Source organism: Paracoccus lutimaris (assembly GCF_003337565.1).
GTDB classification, from domain to species: domain Bacteria; phylum Pseudomonadota; class Alphaproteobacteria; order Rhodobacterales; family Rhodobacteraceae; genus Paracoccus; species Paracoccus lutimaris.
Map to the genome: position 1 here is coordinate 262,646 of NZ_QPJL01000002.1, position 21,741 is coordinate 284,386.

20 protein-coding genes are annotated in these 21,741 nt (G+C 66.9%); 10 read left to right on the forward strand and 10 right to left on the reverse strand.

Going from position 1 to position 21,741, the window contains the following annotated elements:
- The first annotated feature begins 42 nt into the window (after positions 1–42).
- The 5 genes from DFP89_RS03735 (at position 43) to DFP89_RS20245 (ending at position 5,940) form a co-directional block, all read left to right on the forward strand.
- Positions 43–216, forward strand: coding sequence for a DUF1674 domain-containing protein (locus DFP89_RS03735; protein ID WP_114348041.1), 174 nt, complete (start codon positions 43–45; stop codon positions 214–216).
- A gap of 162 nt (positions 217–378) precedes the next feature.
- The gene (locus tag DFP89_RS03740) at positions 379–1,557 is read left to right on the forward strand and encodes an efflux RND transporter periplasmic adaptor subunit (RefSeq protein WP_114348042.1); all 1,179 of its coding nucleotides are present in this window, start codon (positions 379–381) and stop codon (positions 1,555–1,557) included.
- Position 1,558: 1 nt separating this feature from the next.
- A complete protein-coding gene (locus DFP89_RS03745; RefSeq protein WP_114348043.1) occupies positions 1,559–4,660 on the forward strand; it encodes an efflux RND transporter permease subunit in 3,102 nt (1,033 codons plus the stop codon).
- Positions 4,657–5,700, forward strand: a complete 1,044-nt coding sequence (selD, locus tag DFP89_RS03750) for a selenide, water dikinase SelD (RefSeq protein WP_114348044.1) — start codon at positions 4,657–4,659, stop codon at positions 5,698–5,700. The genes DFP89_RS03745 and selD overlap by 4 nt, the downstream gene beginning before the upstream one ends.
- Positions 5,701–5,763: 63 nt before the next feature.
- The gene (locus DFP89_RS20245; RefSeq protein ID WP_181870233.1) at positions 5,764–5,940 is read left to right on the forward strand and encodes a hypothetical protein; all 177 of its coding nucleotides are present in this window, start codon (positions 5,764–5,766) and stop codon (positions 5,938–5,940) included.
- Between the two features lie 70 nt (positions 5,941–6,010).
- On the opposite strand, the gene DFP89_RS03755 is transcribed toward DFP89_RS20245, so the two are convergent.
- Positions 6,011–6,706 (reverse strand): fumarylacetoacetate hydrolase family protein, encoded by a 696-nt coding sequence (locus tag DFP89_RS03755; protein WP_114348045.1) that lies wholly within the window; start codon positions 6,704–6,706, stop codon positions 6,011–6,013.
- Positions 6,707–6,816: 110 nt separating this feature from the next.
- Between DFP89_RS03755 and DFP89_RS03760 the strand changes: the two genes are divergently transcribed.
- The 3 genes from DFP89_RS03760 to DFP89_RS03770 are packed head-to-tail and all read left to right on the forward strand — an operon-like array spanning position 6,817 to position 9,842.
- On the forward strand, positions 6,817–7,470 hold the full coding sequence (locus DFP89_RS03760) for a protein-L-isoaspartate O-methyltransferase family protein (RefSeq protein ID WP_114348046.1): 654 nt from the start codon (positions 6,817–6,819) through the stop codon (positions 7,468–7,470).
- 23 nt (positions 7,471–7,493) lie between these two features.
- On the forward strand, positions 7,494–8,885 hold the full coding sequence (locus tag DFP89_RS03765) for a TolC family outer membrane protein (RefSeq protein ID WP_114348047.1): 1,392 nt from the start codon (positions 7,494–7,496) through the stop codon (positions 8,883–8,885).
- 30 nt (positions 8,886–8,915) lie between these two features.
- On the forward strand, positions 8,916–9,842 hold the full coding sequence (locus DFP89_RS03770; protein WP_147273264.1) for a hypothetical protein: 927 nt from the start codon (positions 8,916–8,918) through the stop codon (positions 9,840–9,842).
- A 146-nt stretch (positions 9,843–9,988) separates the two neighbouring features.
- Here the strand turns inward: DFP89_RS03770 and DFP89_RS03775 are convergent, their stop codons facing one another.
- The 3 genes from DFP89_RS03775 to surE are packed head-to-tail and all read right to left on the reverse strand — an operon-like array spanning position 9,989 to position 12,670.
- Positions 9,989–11,167, reverse strand: coding sequence for a M23 family metallopeptidase (locus tag DFP89_RS03775; protein WP_114348049.1), 1,179 nt, complete (start codon positions 11,165–11,167; stop codon positions 9,989–9,991).
- A 49-nt stretch (positions 11,168–11,216) separates the two neighbouring features.
- Positions 11,217–11,867 (reverse strand): protein-L-isoaspartate(D-aspartate) O-methyltransferase, encoded by a 651-nt coding sequence (locus tag DFP89_RS03780; protein ID WP_114348050.1) that lies wholly within the window; start codon positions 11,865–11,867, stop codon positions 11,217–11,219.
- A gap of 8 nt (positions 11,868–11,875) precedes the next feature.
- Positions 11,876–12,670, reverse strand: coding sequence for a 5'/3'-nucleotidase SurE (surE, locus tag DFP89_RS03785; RefSeq protein WP_114348051.1), 795 nt, complete (start codon positions 12,668–12,670; stop codon positions 11,876–11,878).
- Positions 12,671–12,842: 172 nt separating this feature from the next.
- Between surE and DFP89_RS03790 the strand changes: the two genes are divergently transcribed.
- Both DFP89_RS03790 and DFP89_RS03795 read left to right on the forward strand, forming a co-directional pair.
- Positions 12,843–13,766, forward strand: a complete 924-nt coding sequence (locus tag DFP89_RS03790; protein ID WP_114348052.1) for a sulfite exporter TauE/SafE family protein — start codon at positions 12,843–12,845, stop codon at positions 13,764–13,766.
- Positions 13,763–14,572 carry a TIGR02186 family protein gene (locus DFP89_RS03795; RefSeq protein ID WP_114348053.1) on the forward strand — a complete coding sequence of 270 codons (810 nt, stop codon included), beginning with the start codon at positions 13,763–13,765 and terminating at the stop codon, positions 14,570–14,572. The genes DFP89_RS03790 and DFP89_RS03795 overlap by 4 nt, the downstream gene beginning before the upstream one ends.
- On the opposite strand, the gene DFP89_RS03800 is transcribed toward DFP89_RS03795, so the two are convergent.
- From DFP89_RS03800 to DFP89_RS03825, 6 genes are read right to left on the reverse strand one after another with little or no spacing between them, the layout of a single operon-like run.
- The gene (locus DFP89_RS03800; protein ID WP_114348054.1) at positions 14,569–15,711 is read right to left on the reverse strand and encodes a GNAT family N-acetyltransferase; all 1,143 of its coding nucleotides are present in this window, start codon (positions 15,709–15,711) and stop codon (positions 14,569–14,571) included. The two genes, DFP89_RS03795 and DFP89_RS03800, sit on opposite strands and share 4 nt — an antisense overlap.
- Before the next feature lie 32 nt (positions 15,712–15,743).
- Positions 15,744–16,490, reverse strand: a complete 747-nt coding sequence (locus tag DFP89_RS03805; protein ID WP_114348055.1) for an SDR family oxidoreductase — start codon at positions 16,488–16,490, stop codon at positions 15,744–15,746.
- 23 nt (positions 16,491–16,513) lie between these two features.
- Positions 16,514–17,272: a glycerophosphodiester phosphodiesterase family protein gene (locus DFP89_RS03810; protein ID WP_181870238.1), complete on the reverse strand. Its 759-nt coding sequence runs from the start codon at positions 17,270–17,272 to the stop codon at positions 16,514–16,516.
- Positions 17,272–17,712, reverse strand: a complete 441-nt coding sequence (locus tag DFP89_RS03815) for a RidA family protein (protein ID WP_114348057.1) — start codon at positions 17,710–17,712, stop codon at positions 17,272–17,274. Before DFP89_RS03815 ends, DFP89_RS03810 begins: the two co-directional genes overlap by 1 nt.
- A 10-nt stretch (positions 17,713–17,722) precedes the next feature.
- Positions 17,723–18,175: a YbjN domain-containing protein gene (locus DFP89_RS03820; RefSeq protein WP_114348058.1), complete on the reverse strand. Its 453-nt coding sequence runs from the start codon at positions 18,173–18,175 to the stop codon at positions 17,723–17,725.
- Between the two features lie 41 nt (positions 18,176–18,216).
- Positions 18,217–21,663 carry a chromosome segregation SMC family protein gene (locus DFP89_RS03825; protein WP_114348091.1) on the reverse strand — a complete coding sequence of 1,149 codons (3,447 nt, stop codon included), beginning with the start codon at positions 21,661–21,663 and terminating at the stop codon, positions 18,217–18,219.
- Between the last annotated feature and the right edge of the window lie 78 nt (positions 21,664–21,741).

A 21,741-nucleotide genomic window follows, 5' to 3' on the forward strand; every position in this document is an offset into this window, starting at 1 on the left:
GTCTAGATTGCCTGCATCTAGCGCGATGCAAGGGAAACCGCCATGACCGACCGCAAGGATCTGCCCCCCGCCGCGCAGCGCGCCCTGGCCGAGGCCGAGGAACGGCGCCGGAATGCCAAGCCTCTGGACCTGCCCACCGAGCTGGGCGGGCGCGACGGCCCCGAGCCGGTGCGCTATGGCGATTACGAGAAAAAGGGGCTTTGCGTCGATTTCTGACGCCTGCTTGCATCGCGCTTGCGTCAAGGCCGCATGGATATTTGAACATGGAAGATGGCATCAGGCCCCGTCCGGCGGACAGGTCATGCCGTTCCGTTTACTTGCCATTGGGGTTCGCGCTCTAAAAGATGCCGGCAACGAGCGAAGAACCGGGATCGGCGAATGGCCATGCGGCAACAGGTATTCTTATGGGTGGCGCTGGCGCTGATGCTGGCGAATCAGGCGCTGGCACAGGGTGCGCCGGGTCCGCGCGGGCCGACCGAGGTGGGGGTGATGACCGTCACGCAAGAGGATGTGCCCTATACCGTGACCCTGCCCGGCCGTGCCATTGCCTATCAGCAGACCAGCATCCGCCCGCAGGTGGGCGGCGAGGTTCTGGAAATCACCTATGATCCCGGCAAGTCGGTCAAGGCGGGCGACCTGTTGTTCCGGCTGGACCCGGAAACGCTGGCCGCCGCGCTGGCCGCAGCCGAGGCCGCCGTCATCGGCGCCGAGGCCAGCCTGACCGAGGCGCAGAACACCGTCACCCGCTATCGCCGGCTGGAGGGGTCGGGCGTATCGGCGGTGGACCGGGCCAGCGCCGAGGTGGCCGTGCGGCAGGCCGAGGCGGATGTGAAATCGGCCGAGGCCGCGCGCGATTCGGCCCGGCTGGCGCTGGAGCGGACCGAGATCACCAGCCCTCTGGACGGGATGGCCGATGTGGCCGCCGTCTCGGTCGGGGATCTGGTCACCGCCAGCCAGTCCGAGGCGCTGACCACCATCACCCAGCTGGACCCGATCTATATCGATGTCTCGGAATCCAGCGCCCGCATGCTGCGCAACCGCGCCCGGATCAATGCCGGGCAACTGACCGCCAGCCGCGAGGTACAGACCCAACTGATCCTTGAAACCGGCGAGGAATATCACGGCACGGGCCGTATTGTCAGTCCGGGGATCAGCGTGTCGTCGACCACCGGCACGGTGCCGATCCGCCTGCAATTCGACAATCCCGAGGGCGTGATCCTGCCCGGCCAGTTCCTGCGGCTGAAGCTGACGCTGGGCACGACGCGCGCCGTTCTGGTGCCGCAGCGCGCGACCAGCCGCGCCTCGGACGGGACACTGACCGCCTTTGTCGCCCGCGAGGGCAAGGCGGCGCAGGTCACGCTGAACGAGACCGGCAGCTATCGCAACAGCTGGATCGTCATTCAGGGCATCACCCCCGGCGAGCAGCTGATCCTGGACGGGCTGGACGACCTGCGTGCCGATGCCGAAATCACCACCGTCCCCGTCACCATCGACGCCGAGGGCGTGGTCCGCGAGGTGCCCGAAAGCGCCGACAAGACCGCAGCCGGAGAGGGCTGAGATGGCGCAGTTCTTTATCCACCGCCCGGTCTTTGCCTGGGTGCTGGCCATCGTGACCATGCTGATTGGCGGCTGGTCGGTCTTTACCCTGCCTGTCGAGCAATATCCCGATATCGCGCCCACGACCGTGCGCATCACCTCAAGCTATTCGGGGGCCACGGCGCGGGCGGTGCAAAACAGCGTCACCACCCCCATCGAGGACGCGCTGACCGGGCTTGACGGGCTGCTATATACCGAATCCTCGTCCTCGACCGGGCGCAGCGTCATCACCCTGACCTTTGACGACAGCGTCGAGCCGGTCGATGCCCTGAACGAGGTGCAGTCCAAGGTGCGTTCGGTCGAAAGCCGCCTGCCCTCGCCGGTGCAGGATGACGGGGTGTCGGTCACGCGCTCGTCCTCGTCGATCCTGATGGTCGGCTCGCTGGTCTCGACCACGGGGCAGCATTCGACCATCCAGCTGGGCAATCTGCTGGAGCAGGTCGTCGAAGGCCCGGTCAAGCGCACCGAGGGCGTGGGCGGGGTCAATGTCTTTGGTTCGGGCTATGCGATGCGGATCTGGATGGACCCGCTGCGGCTGGCGCAGTTCCAGCTGACGCCCACGGACATCACCACCGCCGTGGCCCAGCAAAACAGTACGGTTTCCGTGGGCAGCCTTGGCGGCCAGCCGGTCGTGCAGGGCCAGCAGTTCACCGCCACCATCACCGCGCAAAGCCAGCTGACCTCGACCGACGATTTTCGCAACATCCTGCTTAAAACCGGCGAGGACGGCGCCGCCGTGCATCTGGGCGATGTGGCCGAGGTCGAGATCGGACAGGCCATCTATGGCCGCGATTCGCGCTTTAATGGCATGAATGCCTCGGGGTTTGCGGTGAACCTTGCGACTGGGGCCAATGCGGTCGAGACGGCGAACGCGGTCCGCGAGACGCTGGCCGGGCTGAAAAACGCCCTGCCCGAAGGGGTCAATATCAACATCGCCTATGACACCGCGCCCTTTGTCGAGCTGTCGATCGAAAAGGTCTATCACACGCTGCTTGAGGCCATCGTGCTGGTGTTTCTGGTCATCCTGCTGTTCCTGCAGAACTGGCGGGCGACACTGATCCCGATCATCGCGATTCCGGTGGTGCTGCTGGGCACCTTCGCCATGCTGGCGGCGCTGGGATATTCGATCAACACGCTGACCATGTTCGCCATGGTGCTGGCCATCGGCCTGCTGGTCGATGACGCCATCGTCGTCGTCGAAAACGTCGAGCGGGTCATGCAGGAGGAGGGGCTGGACCCGGTCGCCGCCACCGAGAAAAGCATGAGCCAGATCAGCGGCGCGCTGGTCGGGATCGCACTGGTCCTGTCGGCAGTGTTCCTGCCGATGGGGTTCATGCCCGGCTCGACCGGGGTGATCTATCGGCAGTTCTCGATCACCATCATCACCGCCATGGTGCTGTCCCTGCTGGTCGCGTTGATTCTCACACCAGCCATGTGCGCAAGTCTGCTGCGCGCCCATCAGGGGCCGTCGCATTTCGCCCCGGCGCGCTGGTTCAATGCCGCGTTCGAGCGGATGACGCGCGGCTATTCCACGACCGTGCGCGCCACATTGCGCCGGCCCTTCCTGATCATGCTGGTTCTGGCAGGGATCAGCTATGGCGCCTATGACCTTTTCGGGCGCATGACCACCACCTTCATCCCCGAAGAGGATCAGGGCGTCTTGCAATCGCGCATCACCCTGACCGAGGGCTCGACCGCGCAGCAGACCCTGGCCGTCGTGCGCGAGATCGAGGATTACATGCTGAAAAACGAGGCCGAGACCGTCGAATCGGTCTATGTCGCGCTGGGATTCAGCTTTGGCGGCACGGCCCAGAACCGGGCAATGATTTTCGTGAAGCTGCGCGATTTCGATCTGCGCAGCGGCACCGAGGCCTCGGCCGCCGCCATTGCCGAACGGGCGAATGCACATTTCGAGAAGCACCGCGCCGGGCGCATCAGCTTCATGCAGCCGCCGGCGATTCCGCGGCTGGGCAATTCGTCGGGGTTCAGCATGTATCTGCTGGATCAGGGCGGGCATGGCGTCGACCGGCTGAACGATGCCGCCGATCAGCTGGAACTGGCGGCGGGCGGCGACAGCCGGCTTGAGCGGGTCGAGAATGACGGCTCTGAGGACGACGCCGCGCTGCGCATCGATATCGACCAGCAAAAGGCCGAAAGCTTTGGCGTCAGCATCTCGGCGGTGAATGCCATGCTGTCCACGATCTTTGCCGGGGATGAGGTGAACGACTTTGCCCTTGGCGCGCAATTGCGCCCGGTGATCGTGCAATCTGCCGCCGCGAACCGCATGCAGCCCGAGGATGTGGACAGCTGGTATGCCCGCAATTCCCAGGGCGAGATGGTGCCCTTTACCGCCTTCATCACCACCCGCTGGGAGCCGGTAGAACCCAGCCTGTCGCGCATCGACGGCATCGACGCGGTGTCGATCGGCGGCCAGCCCGGCCCCGATGCCAGCTCCGGCGTCGCCATGACCGCGATGGAGGAACTGGTCGCCGAACTGCCCGGCGGCGGCTATGGCACGGCGTGGACGGGCCTGTCCTATCAGGAACGGCAGGCCGGAAATCAGGCGCCCTGGCTTTTCGCGCTGTCGGCGCTGGTGGTGTTTCTGTCGCTGGCCGCGCTTTACGAAAGCTGGTCGATCCCGTTTTCGGTCATGCTGGCGGTGCCGGTGGGGGTTCTGGGGGCCATCGTCGCCGCGCTGACATTCGGTCAGGCCAATGACGTCTATTTCAAGGTGGGGATCCTGACGACCATCGGGCTTGCCTCGAAAAACGCCATCCTGATCGTCGAATTCGCGCGCGAGCTGGAACAATCGGGCCGTGCCACCGTCGCCGCCGCCATTGAGGCCGCGCGGCTGCGGCTGCGGCCGATCCTGATGACCTCGCTCGCGTTCATCCTTGGGGTGACGCCGCTGGCCATGGCCACGGGCGCGGGGGCCGGGGCGCAGAACTCCATCGGCATCGGGGTCATGGGCGGCATGATCGCCGCGACCTTCCTTGGCATCTTCATGGTCCCGGCATTCTACGTTACGGTGCGCCGGCTGACGGACCGGAGGGCAAGGACATGAACGAACATCCCAGATTGACGGCGCTGGCGCATGGCGGCGGTTGCGGCTGCAAGCTGGCGCCCTCGGTCCTGCGCGAATTGCTGGCCGATCAGCCGGTGGCGCAGGTCTTTCCGCAGCTTCTGGTCGGGACCGAGACCTCGGACGATGCCGCCGTCTGGCAAGTGGACGACAATACCTGCGTGATCGCCACGACCGATTTCTTCATGCCGATGGTGGATAATCCGCGCGATTTCGGCCGCATCGCCGCGACCAACGCCATTTCCGACATCTATGCCATGGGCGGGCGGCCGATCATGGCGCTGGCGATCCTGGGCATGCCCATCGACAAGCTGCCCGCCGAGCAGATCCGCGAGATTCTTGCCGGAGGCCGCGACATCTGCGCCGAGGCCGGCATTCCCGTCGCCGGCGGCCATTCCATCGACGCGCCCGAGCCGATCTACGGCCTGGCCGTGATCGGACTCTGCCACCCGTCCGAGCTGCGCCGCAATGCCGATGCGCGCCCCGGCGACGTCCTGATCCTGACCAAGGGGTTGGGCGTCGGCATCTATTCCGCCGCGATCAAGAAGGGCGCGCTGGATGCGGACGAGCTGGCCGAGATGGTCGCCTCGACCACGCTCTTGAACAAGGTGGGCAGCGATCTGGCGAAACGCGCCGATATCCATGCCATCACCGATGTGACGGGTTTCGGCATTCTGGGCCATGGGCTGGAGATCGCCCGCGGCGCCGGTCTGACCCTGCGCCTGCGGCTGGCCGATCTGCCGCTTTTGTCCCGCGCCGCCGAACTGGCCGAGGCGGGGTTTTTCACCGGCGCCTCGACCCGGAACTGGGCCGCTTACGGCACTGATGTCACGCTGCCCGAGGGGTTGGCGCCGTGGCAGCGCAATCTGCTGACCGATCCGCAGACCTCGGGCGGGCTGCTGGTCGCCTGCGCGCCGGAAGCCGCCGGCGAGGTGCTGGAACAGATCCGCGCCGCCGGTTTCCCGCTGGCCGCGATCATCGGCACCGCCGAGACAGGACCCGCCGGGATCGTGGTCGAATAGCGCCGGTTTTGGATATTTGAACATGGAAGAAACCCTGCGGGGGCAAGTCAGGGAGGGGCGGGCATGACTGACGGTCAAGGCACGCAGTCCCATGAGCAGTCGCCCTTTTCCGAGTCGCTCGGCATCCGGCTGATTTCCGCCGACAAGGATGAGGTGATGCTGCATATGCCCGCGACACCGCCCATGGCCGCTGCATCGCCCTGCGCAAGGGGCGCACCATGGTCCTGCAAACCACGGTGACGCACGACGACAGCAAGGTTGCCGCCATCGTCACCCAGACGCAGATGATCATGGAATGGCGCGAACCAAGCTATTCCGCCGGACCGATGGTCAGTTCGAGCGGCGCAAGCCCGGTGATGCCGCCGGAAACCCGGTCTCCGGGGCGCAGCGCACCGACACCGGCGGGGGTGCCGGTCATGATCAGGTCGCCCGCCGCCAGATGATAGTAATGCGACAGGTCCGCGATGATCTCGGGGATCGACCAGACCATGTCGGAAATCACCGAATCCTGCCGGGTCGCGCCGTTTACCTCAAGGTGGATACGCTGGTTCGCGGGATGGAAGTCCCGCTCGGGCGTCAATGCGGACAGGACCGCCGAGCCCTCGAAATTCTTGCCCAGATCCCAGGACCGCTGCATGGCCTTGGCCTTGGCCTGCAGGTCGCGCCGCGTCAGATCCAGCCCCGCGCCATAGCCCCAGATCGCATCCGCCGCCCGGTTCACGGTCGCGCGAAAGACCGGCGCGCCGATGGCCACCACCATCTCGATTTCGTGATGCAGGTCCTCGGTCCCCGGAGGATAGGGCAGGATGCCGCCGCTTTCCCGCACCGCATGCGAGGATTTCAGGAAATAGAACGGTGCCTCGCGGTCGACCTCGGACCCCATTTCGGCCGCATGGGCGGCATAGTTTCGGCCCACGCAGAAGATACGACCGACCGGAAAACGCAGGCCCTGTCCGATCACGGGCAGCGACGCGGGACGGGGCGCGGGAAAGAGATATTCGGCCATGCTATGGTGATGCCACGACGTCAGGACTGGCGCAATGGCGCAGCGGGCGTTGCCCGTCCGGAATTTTCGTGGCAATAGATCGGAAAGCCAACCGAAAGCAGGGTTTGCAGATGACCGATTTCGCGCAGCGCCGCACCATGATGGTCGACACCCAGGTTCGTCCGAACGAAGTAACCAGCTACCCCGTCATCGAGGCGATGCTGAACGTCCCGCGCGAGCAGTTCGTGCCGGATTCCCGCAGGGATGTCGCCTATGCCGAGAACAATATCGAGCTGGCCCCCGGCCGCGTGCTGCTGGAGCCGCGGACGCTGGGCAAGATGATCGACGCGCTGAACCTGCAAAATGACGATCTGGTCTTGAATGTCGGCAGCGGCTACGGCTACGCCGCCGCCCTGATGGCCCGCATCGTCGAGGCTGTCATCGCCGTTGAGGACAACCCCGAAATGGCCGCCGAGGCCGAGACCCGGCTTGCCGCGCAGGATGTCTTCAATGTCGCCGTCATCAAGGGCCCGCTGGTCGAAGGCTGCGCCAGCCAAGGCCCCTATGACGCAGCGCTCGTCGAGGGCGCGATCGAGGAATTTCCCGATACGCTGACCGATCAGATCGCCGATGGCGGTCGCGTCGTCGCGCTGTTCCGCGAGGGGCAGCTGGGCGTCGTGCGCCTCGGCCTCAAGCGGGATGGCCGTATCAACTGGCGTTTCGCCTTCAATGCCGGGGCCCCGCTTCTACCGGGTTTCGGGCATCAGAAGGGCTTTGTCCTTTGACTGTAACAACGAAAGGCGCTGTGATGTTTCGCAAGTCTCTGAAGATTCTGCGGCGCCCGCTTGTCGCGGCACTCCTTGCCGGTGCAACGGCATTTCCCGCCAGCGCCGAAACCCTTGCCGATGCCATGGTCGACGCCTATCGCCACTCGGCGCTGCTGGACCAGAACCGGGCCGTGCTGCGCGCCGCCGACGAAGATGTGGCCGCCGCGCTGGCCCAGCTGCGTCCGGTCGTGCAATGGATCGCCCAGCACAGCTATACCGATTCCGACGGCATCGACCTGCGCACCTCAAGCATTGCGCTGCAAGCGCAGATCACGCTTTACGACTGGGGCCGCAACGCCATCGCCATCGATATCGCCAAGGAATCGGTGCTGGCGACACGCGCGGCGCTGGTCGGGGTCGAGCAGGACGTCCTGCTGGGTGCGGTGCAGGCCTATCTGGACGTGCGCAGCGCCATCGAGCAGGTCGATCTGCAGCAGAACTCGGTCCGCGTGATCGGGCAGGAACAGCAGGCGGCAACCGATCGCTTCGAAGTGGGCGAGATCACCCAGACAGACGTCGCGCAGGCCGATGCGGCGCTGGCGGCCGCAAGGGCAAGCCTGGCCGCGGCCGAAGGCGATCTTGAGGTGGCCCGCGAATCCTATCGCCTTGCGACCGGCAAGGCCCCCGTGCGACTTGCCGCCCCGCCGCCGACGCCCAAACTGCCGGCCGGGCTGGAGGCCGCGCGCGACATCGGCCAGCGGACGCATCCCGCGATCCTGCAGGCCCGGCGTCAGGCCGCCGCCGCCGAACTGGGCGTGGCTGCCGCCGAGGCCGAACGCAACCCCGAGCTGACCGGCTCGGCGGGGATTTCGCGTCAGCGCACGAACAACAACAGTGCGCTCGATACGCGCTACGGGACCAACAAGACGGTCGCGCTCGAGATGTCGCAGACGATTTATTCCGGCGGACGCCTGCCGGCCGCACATCGCCGGGCCATGGCCGAGCGTGATTCGGCCCGCGCGGCACTGTTGAACGTCGCGCGCCAGGTGAACGAGGCCGTTGGCATCGCATGGGCGGGAATCGACGTGGCACGGGCACAAATCGCCTCGATCGACGAGCAGATCGTGGCCGCACGCAAGGCATTTGAAGGGGTTAGCGAGGAAGCGACGCTGGGCGCGCGGACCACTCTGGACGTTCTGGACGCCGAACAATCGCTGCTTGCGGCGCGCGCGGACAAGATTACGGCGGAAGCCAATCTCCAATTAGCACATTATCAACTTATGGCTGCTATGGGTTTGTTGACGGTAGAAAACCTGAAACTGGGAATTCCGACCTATGACCCATCGGCCTATTACAACGCGGTGCAGGACGCACCTTATACCAGCAGGCAGGGCAAAAGCCTGGATCGCGTGCTGCGCGCAATCGGGCAGTAACCGCGCTGCCCCCTATCCGGGGGGCGCATCATGCAACATGAAATGATGCGCCAACCGGCACCGACCCATGGGTCGGACAATGTCGGCGATGTTCTGGCCTCGATCCGGCGCCTGATCGCCCAGGACGAGACCCCCTCGCCGATCATCCCGAACCAGATGCTGAACACGCTGCCCCGCGGCATTGTCGCAGCACCGGCAGACGAAGCACCGGCAGACGAAGCGCCGGAAGATGGCGCGTCGGCAGAGGCGGTTTCGGCGCAAGACGCCCTCGACACCGCGCCTGAACCGACACTGGCAGAGGTCGAGGTCGCGCCGCTGATCCTCGACACCAGCGCCCTGATCGCACCCGATTTCACCGACCTGTCCGAAGACCGGCCCGAGATTGGCTCAGACGACAGCCCGGACGACAGCGTGCGGCTGCATCTCGAACCCATCGCCGATCCGGTCGACAGCGCCGATCAGGAAGCCGAACCGCTGGCAGAGCCTGCGGAAACGCAAGACGTCAATCCCTGGCAACAGGCGATGACGGGGACCGGCTTTGACCCCCGCTTGATCTGGGCAGACCCGCCGCAAGTCGACAGGAACCCGACCACTCTGGCCGAGGACGACGCCCTGCGCGCCGACATCACCGAACCGACCACCATCGCCTCCCCCTCCAACGCTGCACAATCCGAGGAAACCATGCTGCACGCGAATGCCTCCGTTACCCCGATCAATCCGCAAATCGAAGCCCAGATCCATGCCGAGATCGAGCCCCCGCGCGACAGCGGCGAGCCGCATCTCTTCGCGCCGCAAGACAAGGACGCCCAGAAGGGCACGCATCTGCGCGGCATGATCCGCGAGGCCATCCGCCAGGAATTGCAGGGCGAGATCGGCACCCGCCTCAGCCGCAACCTGCAGCAGATGATCCGCCACGAGATCGAGCTGACTCTGCGCCAGATGTGCGAACAGGAATGATCCCTCGCCCGGCGGGCCTGTTGCCCGCCTGATGCTCCCCTTGGCGTGCGGTCCCGCACCGCGCGCGCAAAAGCAAGGCGATGGGCAAGGATGCGCAGCGGCGTCCCCGGATTGGGGGCGCCGCTCGCAAATACGGCTGACAGGGGTCAGTTCAGGTATTTTTCGGGATCGACGCTGTCGAAGCCCTGACGTACCTCGAAATGGACGACACCCTGGCTGCGGGCCTTGCCCAGCGCGGCACCGGCTGAAACGCTTTGCCCCTTGCTGACGGTCACATTGTCCAGCCCGGCATAGACCGTCATCAGATTGCCCTCGTGACGGATGACGACGATCGACACCTGATCGACATCGCGGGTGATCGCCGCAACCGTGCCGCTGCCGGCCGCGGAAACGGTGCTGCCGGGCGCGGCGGAAATGTCGATGCCGTCATTCTTGCCCTTTTGATAGGTGCGGATGATCGAGCCATTGACCGGCATGCGGAACTTGCCGCTGCCCGAGGCAGCGGTGCGGGTCTTACCCAGATCGGGGCTTGCCGGCTTCTTGACGGCGGCGCTTGCGGGCGCGGTCTTTTCCGCCGGCAAGGGCTGCGCCGCCGAGGGCGGACGCGGCGTCGGGCTGCCGACACCCGGCGCGGTCACACTGGCCGTGGCCGTGGGCTTTTGCCCTGCGACCGGGATCAGCAGCCGCTGGCCGATCCGCAGCGTCATCGCCGAGGAAAGCCCGTTCCATTCTGCCAGATCGTTGACGGAAACGTCGTATTTCCGCGCAATCGACCAGGCGGTCTCGCCTGAGGCGACGACATGCTGCTTGGGTTGGCTTGAAGCGGGAAGCGTGGTCGCGGTGACAGCAGCGCCCTTGGCGGCATCCGCCGCCGGCGGAATGTTCGGCTGCTTGATGCCTTGCCCCGCAAAGGGATCGCTGACCTGCCCGGTCGAGGAAACGACGGCCCCCGCCACTGGCGCCCCGCCCGCGACACGGCGCGGCAGCGCGACGACCGCGCCGGGGTTCAGCACGGTATTGGCATTGACGGCGTTATAACTGGCCAGTTCGGCCGCGTTCAGGCCCAGCCGCACAGCGATGGTCGCGACCGTATCGCCCTGGCGCGCGATGGCCACCTGATAGCCGGGATATGAAATCACCCCGCGCTGGTCCGGGGTCGGGCGTGGCGCTGCCTGCGCCGCCGCCCCGGCGGTATCCAGCCCGCTGCCGCCCCAGCCCCGCAGGTCGGGGTCGAAATTGTTAAGATTCAGCCCGCCCTGCGGCCCGCAGGACGCCAAACCCACCGCCGCACCAGCGGCCAATGCCAGCTGCCTGATTTTCGCCATCTGCCCGTACCTCATTCTGGCCTTGCGGCCCGTTCTGGGTGGCCGGGGGTCATGTCTGTCCCAACCCCTCGACCAGCGGCACGAAACGCACCTGCCGCAATTCGTCATAATCAAAGCCATTCTCGCCGCGCCGAACGCGGATCAGCGTCTGCACCGCATCCGACTGCCCGACCGGCACCACCATGATACCGCCGATCTTCAACTGCGCCAAGAGCGGGCCGGGCGGGTCCTCGGCTGCGGCGGTCACCATGATGCGATCAAAGGGCGCCTGATCGGGCAAGCCGCGCGAGCCATCGGCGACCATGGCGGTGATATTGGACAGGCCGAAATGGCGAAACAGCGCCTCGGCCTCGGCGACCAGCCGGCGATGGCGGTCGAGCGTATAGACGCGACGGCACAAAAGCGACAGGATCGCCGCCTGATAGCCCGAGCCGGTCCCCACCTCGAGCACCTTGTCGCGCGGCCCGACCTCCAGCGCCTGGGTCATCAGCCCCACGACCGAAGGCTGACTGATCGTCTGCCCGCAGGGGATCGGCAGGGGGGTGTCCTCATAGGCGCGGTCCTCGAAATGGCCGCGCACGAATTCGCCGCGGTCGATCCGCTCCATCGCCTCAAGGACGCGCGGGTCGGTCACGCCGCGTTGCCGCAGCGCGAACAGAAAGCGCATCTTGCGTTCGGCAATATCGGGCTCGTCGCTCATGCTGTGGCTCAGCCCTCCTCAAGCGCGCGGCTTAGCCCGCCCAGCGAGGCGTGGCAGGTCAGGTCGGGCCGCATCGGCGTCACCGAGATATAGTCGCGCATATTCGCATCGACGTCACTATCGGGCGTCGCGGGCGCGGTCTGCGAACCGCCCATGACCCAAAGAAAGCGCCGCCCGTTCGGGGCGTGATAGGGCTCGACCCCGAAACGCACGCCGTGCCGCCGGCCCTGCGGCGCGACGCGGGTGCCTTTGACCCCGGCGGCATCGCAGGGCGGGAAGTTGATGTTGTAAAACAGCCGGAAATCCGCGTCCGAGGTCCAGTCGCCATGTTCCAGCAATTGCCGGATCAGGCGCGGCCCATGGACGCGCGCGGCTTCGAACGGGTCGTCCAACCCTGCAGTGCGCTGGCCCATATATTGCGACAGCGCGATGGCGGGCAGACCTTGCAAGGCGGCCTCCATCGCGCCGCCGATGGTGCCCGAATACATCACGTTCTCACCGGAATTGTTGCCCCGGTTCACGCCGGACAGAACCAGATCCGGCAGCGCGTCCTTCATAACGTCACCGATGGCGGCCAGCACACAATCGGCGGGCGTGCCCTCGGCAGCAAAGCGGCGCGGCCCCATTTCGGCGATCAGGGTCGGGTGTACATAGCTGATGCAATGCGCCACGCCGGATTGTTCAAAGGCGGGGGCCACGGTCCAGACCTCGCCCTGCCGGCCGGCCAGCTCGGTCGCGATGTCGAAAAGCGCCTCAAGCCCGGGGGCATTGATGCCATCGTCATTGGTGATCAAAATGCGCATCGCCGCTCCTGCCCGCCCCCAGGGCATCCCGCCCATCCTTGCCTATCTGTCCGTCAGACAATGCTTATCCGCGCCACAGCCCTGCGACAACCCGCAGGACGCGCGATATCAGCGTTTGACGCGGCCCCGGCGCCGGGGCAGAATCGGCATAAGGCGGGCGGCCGGGCAGGACATGCAAATCTATCTTCCCATTGCCGAAGTGGTGGTGAATGCGTTCACCCTCATCGGACTTGGCGGTGTCGTCGGGCTGATGTCCGGCCTTTTCGGCGTGGGCGGAGGCTTTCTGATCACGCCCCTGCTGTTTTTCATCGGCATTCCGCCGGCGATTGCGGTGGCGACCGGGGCCAATCAGGTCGTGGCCTCATCATTTTCGGGCGTTCTGGCGCATGTCAAACGCAAGTCGGTCGATTTCCGCATGGGCTGGGTGCTGCTGGCGGGGGGGCTTGTCGGCTCGTCGCTGGGGGTGCTCTTGTTCAACCTGCTGTCGCGGCTCGGGCAGGTCGATCTGGTGGTGCAGCTGTGCTATGTGATCTTTCTGGGCCTGATCGGCGCGATGATGTTGCAGGAAAGCCTGCGCGCGCTGCGCCGCACCCGGGTCAGCGGCCCGATCAAGCCGACGCGCCGCCACCAGCACGGCTGGGTGCACCGCTGGCCGCTCAAGATGAAATTCCGCGCCTCGGGCCTATATATCAGCGCCATTCCGGTATTGGGTGTCGGCGCGGTGGTGGGCATTCTGGGCGCGCTGATGGGGGTCGGTGGCGGCTTCATCATGGTGCCGGCGATGATCTATCTGCTGGGCATGCCAACCAAGGTCGTCATCGGCACCTCGCTGTTCCAGATCACGTTCCTGTCCGCCTATACGACGCTGATGCATGCGGTCTCGTCGAATACGGTCGATGTGATGCTGGCGGTGCTGCTGATCGTGGGCGGTGTGGTCGGCGCCCAGATCGGCACGCAATGGGGGGCAAGGCTGCGCGCCGAACAGCTGCGCATCCTGCTGGCGCTTCTGGTGCTGGCAGTCTGCGCCAAGCTGGCGCTGGACCTGTTCCTGCGCCCGGATGAGCTGTATTCGATCACGCCGGGGCTGCTGAAATGATCCGCCGCGCCGCCCTGATCCTGCTGCTGAGCGCCCTGCCCGCGCTGGCCCAGCAGGCGCCTCCACGCGTTCCCGCGCCCCCCCTCCCCGAGCCGCCCGAACAGATCGTTGCCGGCATCTCGCGCGACGATATCGACATCACCACCAATTTCGACGGCTCGGAAATCATCATCTATGGCGCCATCAAGCGCGAGACCCCGATCCCCGACGGTGATCCGCTGGATGTCGTGGTCGCCGTCGCCGGTCCCTCGGAATCGGTGACGGTGCGCCACAAGGAACGCAGGCTGGGCATCTGGATCAATACCGGCCGCGTCAGCATCGGCGCGGCGCCCAGCTTTTACGTCGTCGCCTCGACCCGGCCCCTGCACCTGATCCTGACCCCCGAGGAGGACCAGCGCCATCGCGTCTCGGTCCCCTTGGCGATGCGCAGCTTTGCCGGTCCCCTGGATGTCGAGGATGCCGTCCCTTATACCGAAGCCTTGATCCGCCTGCGCGAGGCCGACGGGCTTTACCGGCTGGACGATGGCGCCGTGCGGCTGGCCGAGGAGACGCTGTTTCGCGCCGATGTGCGCCTGCCCGCGAACCTCATCGAGGGGGATTACAGCGCCCGCATCTTTCTGCTGCGCGGCGGCAAGGTCACCGACACCTTCCGCGCGCCCATTGAGGTGCGCAAGGTCGGGCTGGAACGCTGGCTATATCGGCTGGCACTGGAAAATCCCTTTGCTTACGGGATCATGTCACTGGCCATCGCCATTGCTGCGGGCTGGGGGGCCTCGGTCGCATTCCGGCAATTGCGGCGAACCTAGCCCGCCAGTGGCCCGCGCCGGAATGGTCCCATCTCGGTCAGGGCGGCGATTTCGTCGCTGACCGCCTCGGCTTCGCGGGTCAGGTAATCGGCGATGGCATTGTGAAAGCCCTCATCCGCGACCCAATGCAGGGAATGGGTCTGGCTGGGCATATATCCGCGCGCCAGCTTATGTTCGCCCTGCGCGCCGGCCTCGACCCGGGGGATGCCGTGATCAATCGCCCAGTCGATGGCGCGGTGATAGCAGAGCTCGAAATGCAGGAAACGGTGATCCTCAAGACAGCCCCAATAGCGGCCATATAGCGCGTCCTGCCCGATCAGGTTCAAGGCGCCCGCGACCGGCACGCCGTCGCGTTCAGCCAGAACCAGCAGGCAGTCGTCGCGCATGGTGTCGTGCAGGATGTCGAAAAATTCGCGCGTCAGATAGGGGCTGCCCCATTTCCGCCCGCCGGTGTCCTGATAAAAGGCCCAGAAGGCATCCCAGTGATCCGGCCGGATCTGGTCGCCGGTCAGGCTGCGGATGGTGCCGCCGAAACCCTGCGCCCGCTCGCGCTCCTTGCGGATCGCCTTGCGCTTGCGCGAGGAAAGCTGCGCCAGAAAATCCTCAAAACTGGCATAGCCGTGATTGAGCCAGTGGAACTGCTCGCTGGCGCGGGCCAGAAAGCCGACCTCTTCGCCCAGACGCGCCTCGGCCTCGGTGCAGAAAGTGACATGGGCGCCCGACAGGCCCGATTGCCGCGCCACCTGCGCCATGGCCTGCAACAGGGCCGCCTGCACGGCCGGGGCCTTCGCGATCAGCCTTGGCCCGGTCACAGGGGTAAAGGGCACCGCGCATTGCAGTTTCGGGTAATAGCGCCCGCCGGCGCGCTCATAGGCCTGCGCCCAGGCGTGGTCAAAGATGTATTCGCCCTGGCTGTGGGTCTTGAGATAGGCCGGGGCGACGCCCGCCACCTGCCCGTCCAGCCGCGCGATCAGGTGGCTGGGATGCCAGCCCGTCCCCTGCCCGACCGAGCCGGATGCCTCCAGCGCCGCCAGAAAGCGGTGGCTGGTGAACGGGTTCGCGCCCGCCCCGGTGCCATCCCATTCGGCGGCATCGAGGCTGGAAATCTGCGGCAGGACGGAGACGGTCAGTTCGCTCATGCCCGGCAAGATATGTATCCGGTGGCGCTTTGTCAGCGCCCGCCGGTCACTTCGACATTGGTGCCGGTGACATAGCTGGCCTGCTCGCTGGTCAGCCACAGGATCACCTCGGCCACCTCCTCGGCCAGTCCGGGCCGGCCCAGGGGCACGCCCGATGACAGCCGCTGCGCCCGGTCCGGGTTCCCGCCCGAAGCGTGGATCTCGGTCTCGATCAGGCCGGGGCGAACGGCGTTCACGCGGATGTTCTGGGGCGCCAGCTCCTTGGACAGGCCGATATTCAGGCTGTCCAGCGCCCCCTTGCTGGCGGCATAGTCGATATACTCGCCCGCCGCCCCCAGCCGCGCCGCGGCCGAGCTGACCAGCACGATCGACGCCGAGGGCTGGTCCATGGGCCGCCCGAGCCGCCGCGCCGCCTCGCGCGCGGTCAGAAGCGCGCCGATCACATTGACGTCGATGGTGCGCTGCATCCGCGCAGCGCTCATCCGGGCCAGCGGCATGGTCTGGGCCAGTATCCCGGCATTGACGACGACGGCATCGATGCGGCCGAATTCACGCTGGGCGGCGTCAAACAACGCAATCACCTCGGCCTCTTGCGCGACATCGCCGCGCAATCCGATGGCGCGGCGGCCCCGGGCGCGGATGCCCTCCAAGACCTCAGCCCCGGCGGTATCGTTGCTGTGCCAGTTGATGGCCACGTCCCAGCCGCGTTCGGCGGCCATCAGGGCGACCGCGCGGCCGATACCACGCGCGCCGCCGGTCACGATCATTGCCTTGGCCATTGCCTCCCCCGTTTCGGATGCCGTCAGGGCGTATTCGCCAGATAATCCTCAAAGGTGATGTTGTCGGCGACGTAGCGCGCCTCGGCCTCTTGCGCGGCCGAGCGGATGGTCCAGGTCAGGACCGGCACGCCCCGCGCCTTGAGCGCCGTCACCGCCGGATTGTCCAGATCGCCCCGGTCATGCGAGATGAAGCTGGCGCCCACGGCGTCGAAATCGGCGATGGCGGCCAGATGCGCGCGCGTCGCATCGTCCAGCATCGGCCATTCGCCGGCCTCATAGGCGCAGGTGGTCAGCCCGACCGCGATATCCGGCGCCGCCTTGTGAAAGGCCGCGATGACATGCGGGTTGAAGGACATGACGGCGACCGGCCCCTGATAGCCGGCCAGTTCCTCGGCCACGCGCTGCGGCAGCTTGCCGACCGCGGCGCTGGAATCCATCGTGGGGTCCTTGATCTCGATCAGCAAAGGCGTGCGGCCCGCGACCTCGGCCAGCATCTGGGCCAGCGTCGGGATCTGCTCATCCGTGCCCAGAAGGCGCAGGCGGGCCAGATGCTGGGGGGTGCTGGCGGCAACGGTGCCATTCGATTCATGGGTCAGGCGCTTGAGCTCATAGTCGTGAAAGACCATGGGCGTGCTGTCCATGGCGCGCTGGATATCGCATTCGATGCCATAACCATTGGCGATGGCGGCGCGAAACGCCGCCATGCTGTTTTCCGGCAGGCCCGGACGGTGCAGCCCGCGATGCGCGATCGGCAGGCGCAGGAAATCGGGATGCAGACCCATCATGCGATCTCGAAAATAGCGTCGATTTCGACCGCAACGCCGCGCGGCAGGGCCGGGGCGGATACGGCGGCGCGGGCATGGCGGCCCTTGTCGCCGAAGACCTCGACCATCAGGTTCGAGCAGCCGTTGATCACCTCGGGCTGGTCGGTGAATTCAGGGGTCGAGTTGACAAAGCCGCCCAGCCGCACCACGCGCTTGACGCGGTCCAGCGACCCCAGCGCCGCCTTGGCCTGCGCCAGCAGCGCCAGCCCGCAGGCCCGCGCGGCCTCGGCCCCGGCCTCGACCGCCAGATCGGCACCCAGCCGGCCCTTGACCGGGCTGATCTGCCCCGAGACGTAAAGCGTATTCCCCGAGATCACATAGGGCACGTAATTCGCCGCCGGCGCGGGCGCGTCGGGCAGCGTGATCCCCAGTTCGGCCAGTTTCGTCTCGATGGTCATCGCATTCTCCCTACCAGTCGATATAGTCGCGAAATTCGCTCAGCACGACGCGCCAGGTGTCCAGCGCATCGCGGAAATTCTCGCGCCCGATGCCGTCGCCCGCAAGCCCGATATCCATGTCGATAAAGGGATCGCCGGTGCGGTCCAGATAGACCTTGCCAAAACGGCGGTCGCGATTCCACAGATTCGCCATCTCCATCGGCATGGCCTCGTCCAGATCGAACCCGGCCGAGAACTGGATCGCCGCGCAGGCGGGCACGCATTCATAGAAATAGACGTGGAAATTCACGCCATCGATGCTGCTTTCCAGCATCGGGCCACCCTCGGCGCTGGTCGTGTGCCTGGCCTGCAACCCGGCCTCTTGCATCAGCCCGGCGATCTGATCGGGATCGCCAAGAACCTGCGCAAAAGCGGGGGGCGCGACGCAAAGCATCGCAACCAGCAAGGGAAAAAGGGGACGCATCGATTACTCCGGGCAACATGGCCCTCATAGCTGACCCGCGGTCAGGCGACCAGAGCCTCGGCCCGTTTCAGATCGACGCTGACCAACTGGCTGACACCCTGTTCGACCATGGTCACGCCAAACAGCCGGTCCATGCGCGACATGGTGACGGCGTGGTGCGTGATCACAAGGAAACGCGTGTCGGTGCGGCGGGTCATTTCATCCATCAGGTCGCAGAAGCGGGTGACGTTGGCGTCGTCCAGCGGCGCATCCACCTCGTCCAGCACGCAGATCGGGGCGGGATTGGCGAGGAAGACCGCAAAGATCAGCGCCAGCGCCGTCAGCGTCTGCTCGCCCCCGGAAAGCAGGCTCAGCACGCTGAGTTTCTTGCCCGGAGGCTGGCACATGATTTCCAGCCCGGCTTCCAGCGGGTCGTCGGATTCGACCAGCACCAAGCGCGCCTCGCCACCGCCGAACAAATGGGTGAAAAGCGTGGTGAAATTGGCGTTCACCGTGTCAAAGGCCGCCAGCAGACGTTCGCGCCCCTCGCGGTTCAGGCTGCCGATGCCCTGACGCAGCTTGCGGATGGCCTCGGTCAGGTCGTTCTTTTCGCCGCTCAGGCGGTCGCGCTCGACCTCCAGCTCGCGCTTGTCCTCGTCGGCGCGCAGGTTGACGGCCCCCAGCGCATCGCGGCTTTGGCGCAGACGGACGACGCGATCCTCAAGCGCGGCGGGGGCGATCTCCTCGGCCTCGCCCAGGCTTTCCAGCAGGGCCTCGGGCGTGGCCTCGGTTTCCTCATGGATGCGGGCACGGGCGGCGGCCTCGGCCTCGGTCGCGGCCTCGGTGCGGGCTTCGCGGGCAGCGCGGGTTTCGCGCGCGTCCGAGGCGGCGCGTTCGGCGTCGCGTTCGCCCTCGGCGGCGACGCGCAGGGCCTGATCGGCGGCCGAAAGCGCGGCGCGGGCGCGGGTCAGGCGGGCGGCGGCGACAGCCTCGGCCTCGGTCAGGACCTCGCGGCGTTCGGCCAGAATCTCGGGCTGGGCCTCGGCTTCCTCCAGCTCGTCGGCGGTCTGATCGCGGCGGGCGGACAGCTCCGCCGCGCGGGTGCCGGCCTGATCCAGACGCAGCCGCCAGCCGGATTCCTCCTTGGCAATTTCCTGCAGGCGCTTCAGCCGGGCATTCGCCTCGCGCCGCAATTCGTCCAGCGCGCCGCGCCGGGTCATGGTGGCGATGCGCGCCGCCTCGACCCCGGTGCGGGCATGTTCAAGCGCCGATGCGGCCGCGCCCCGGTCGGGCAGATCGGCCAGGGCACGCTCGGCCTCGGACAGCCGCGCGCGGGCATCGCCGGCATCGGCATGGTGGCGGGCCAGTTCGGCACGGGCGGATTCGGCGCGGCTTTGCGCCATGGAGAGATCGGATTCGGCGCGGGTCACGGCGCGGGCCGCGTCAGAAAGGCCCCGTTCCGCCTCGCGCCGGGCGTCGCGGGCACGCTTTTCGCCCTCGGTCGCGGCGGCGTGGCGGTCGCGCAGGCCCTGATGGGCGGCGGCGGCAGCCTCGGCGCGGGCCTGTGAGGCACCGGCCTGCGCGGTCAGTTCGGTCAACTGGTTCACCTTTTGCAGATGCAGCGCCGCCGATGACGAGGCCTCGCCCGCCATCACCCGCATCCCGTCCCAGCGGAACAGATCGCCATCGCGCGTGACCAGCCGCTGACCGGGCAAAAGCCCCGCCTGCATCGCCGCCCCCGCCTGCGCGTCAGGAACCAGCCCGACCTGAGACAACCGCCGCGCCAAGGCGTCGGGGCCGTCTACATGCGGCGCCAGCGGCTCGGCGCCCTTGGGCAGCGGCTGGGCCGCGTCATAGCCCGGCAGCGCATGCCAGCCCGAGCCATCCATGACCAGCCCCGCCGACAGATCATCCCCCAGCGCGGCCCCGAAAGCGGCCTCATAGCCACGCGCGACGCGCACATGGTCCAGCATCGACTTGCCGCCGCCGTCGCCGCGTTCGACCAGACGTTTCAGCGCCGCCATTTCGGCATTCAGGGCCGAGACCTCGCCCTCGGCCTCGGCGCGGGCGGCGCGGGCGGCGGATTCCTCGGCCTCCAGCGCGGCGCGGGATTCCTCGGCGGCGGAAAGCGCGTCCTCGGCGGCCTCGACACGCTCACGGGCAGTGTCCTGCGCCTCTTCGGCGGCCTCGCGGGCGGCCTCGGCCTCGAGGCCAGTCTCGGTGGCGCGGGCGGCGGCGGCATCGGCATCCGCGGCGGCGCGGCTGGCGCGGTCCAGCATCTGGCGCAGGTCATGGACCAGCCGCTCAGCCGATTGGTGGCGGGCAGCAAGGCGGGCGGATTCGTCGGTCAGCTCGGCCAGCTTGGCCTCGACCTCACGCAGGGCTTCGGCAGCGGCGTCGGCGGTCTCAGCGGCGGCGTCCAGACGTTCGTCATGGCCCTGTCCGGCCTTTTCCAGTTCGCGCTTTTCCCAGACAAGGCGCTCGATCACCTCGCCCGCATCGCGGTTCAGGGCGGATTCGCGGTCGATGTCGCGGTCAAGCTGGGCGATCCGCGCCAGAAGGGTCTGGATCGCCTGCGCGGCGCGGGCCTCGGCCTCGTCCAGCGCCTCGCGTTCGACGGTGGCGCGGGACAGGATCGCGGCGGCGACCTGCTCTTCCTCGCGCAGGGGGGGCAGATGGCCGTCGGCCTGTTCGCGGGCGGCGATGGCGCGGCGGGCAGCAGCCTCGGCATCGTTGGCGGCGCGGATCGCCTCGCGCAGCGCCTCGGCCGCCGCCATGCGCGAGGCATCCGCCTCGGCCCAGCGGCGATACAAAAGCAGCCCCTCGGCCTGACGCAGAGCGGCGCCGATCTCGCGATAGCGGGCGGCGGCGCGGGCCTGACGGGCAAGGCTTGCGGCCTGCGTCGAAAGCTGGTCCAGCGTGTCGTCGACGCGGGTCAGGTTCGCCTCGGCGGCGTTCAGCTTCAGCTCGGCCTCGTGCCGGCGCTGGTAAAGACCGGAAATCCCCGCCGCTTCTTCCAGAATCCGGCGGCGCGCCTTGGGCTTGGCGTTGATCAGCTCCGATATCTGCCCCTGCCGCACCAGCGCCGGCGAATGCGCCCCGGTCGAGGCATCGGCAAACAGCATCTGCACGTCGCGGGCGCGCACGTCCTTGCTGTTGATGCGATAGGCGCTGCCGGCATCGCGGGTGATCCGGCGGGTGATGTCCAGGGAATCGCTGTCATTCATCCCGGCGGGGGCAAGGCGGTCCTTGTTGTCGATGGTCAGCGTGACCTCGGCATGGGCGCGGGCGGAGCGCCGCGCGGTGCCGGCGAAAATCACGTCCTCCATCCCCTCGCCGCGCATGGCGGTGGGGCGGTTTTCGCCCATGACCCAGCGCAGCGCCTCAAGCAGGTTCGACTTGCCGCAGCCATTCGGGCCGACCACGCCCGTCAGCCCCTCATGGATGACCAGATCGGTCGGGTCCACGAAGCTTTTGAAGCCGTTGAGGCGAAGCCGGTCAAAGCGCAAGACGGGATTCCATTCCATGCCGTAAATGCGGGAAGTCTTGGCGATTGCCGGGTCCGAGTCAACCAAAACCACCATATA

Coding starts and splice junctions, on each gene's coding strand:
- DFP89_RS03800 (WP_114348054.1), bottom strand. CDS start 15,711: ATGAGCGAACTGACCGTCTCCGTCCTGCCGCAGATTTCCAGCCTCGAT.
- DFP89_RS03790 (WP_114348052.1), top strand. CDS start 12,843: ATGCAAATCTATCTTCCCATTGCCGAAGTGGTGGTGAATGCGTTCACC.
- DFP89_RS03735 (WP_114348041.1), top strand. CDS start 43: ATGACCGACCGCAAGGATCTGCCCCCCGCCGCGCAGCGCGCCCTGGCC.
- DFP89_RS03815 (WP_114348057.1), bottom strand. CDS start 17,712: ATGACCATCGAGACGAAACTGGCCGAACTGGGGATCACGCTGCCCGAC.
- DFP89_RS03795 (WP_114348053.1), top strand. CDS start 13,763: ATGATCCGCCGCGCCGCCCTGATCCTGCTGCTGAGCGCCCTGCCCGCG.
- DFP89_RS03765 (WP_114348047.1), top strand. CDS start 7,494: ATGTTTCGCAAGTCTCTGAAGATTCTGCGGCGCCCGCTTGTCGCGGCA.
- selD (WP_114348044.1), top strand. CDS start 4,657: ATGAACGAACATCCCAGATTGACGGCGCTGGCGCATGGCGGCGGTTGC.
- DFP89_RS03740 (WP_114348042.1), top strand. CDS start 379: ATGGCCATGCGGCAACAGGTATTCTTATGGGTGGCGCTGGCGCTGATG.
- DFP89_RS03755 (WP_114348045.1), bottom strand. CDS start 6,706: ATGGCCGAATATCTCTTTCCCGCGCCCCGTCCCGCGTCGCTGCCCGTG.
- DFP89_RS03820 (WP_114348058.1), bottom strand. CDS start 18,175: ATGCGTCCCCTTTTTCCCTTGCTGGTTGCGATGCTTTGCGTCGCGCCC.
- DFP89_RS03770 (WP_147273264.1), top strand. CDS start 8,916: ATGCAACATGAAATGATGCGCCAACCGGCACCGACCCATGGGTCGGAC.
- DFP89_RS03805 (WP_114348055.1), bottom strand. CDS start 16,490: ATGGCCAAGGCAATGATCGTGACCGGCGGCGCGCGTGGTATCGGCCGC.
- DFP89_RS03745 (WP_114348043.1), top strand. CDS start 1,559: ATGGCGCAGTTCTTTATCCACCGCCCGGTCTTTGCCTGGGTGCTGGCC.
- surE (WP_114348051.1), bottom strand. CDS start 12,670: ATGCGCATTTTGATCACCAATGACGATGGCATCAATGCCCCCGGGCTT.
- DFP89_RS03780 (WP_114348050.1), bottom strand. CDS start 11,867: ATGAGCGACGAGCCCGATATTGCCGAACGCAAGATGCGCTTTCTGTTC.
- DFP89_RS03760 (WP_114348046.1), top strand. CDS start 6,817: ATGACCGATTTCGCGCAGCGCCGCACCATGATGGTCGACACCCAGGTT.
- DFP89_RS03810 (WP_181870238.1), bottom strand. CDS start 17,272: ATGGGTCTGCATCCCGATTTCCTGCGCCTGCCGATCGCGCATCGCGGG.
- DFP89_RS20245 (WP_181870233.1), top strand. CDS start 5,764: ATGACTGACGGTCAAGGCACGCAGTCCCATGAGCAGTCGCCCTTTTCC.
- DFP89_RS03775 (WP_114348049.1), bottom strand. CDS start 11,167: ATGGCGAAAATCAGGCAGCTGGCATTGGCCGCTGGTGCGGCGGTGGGT.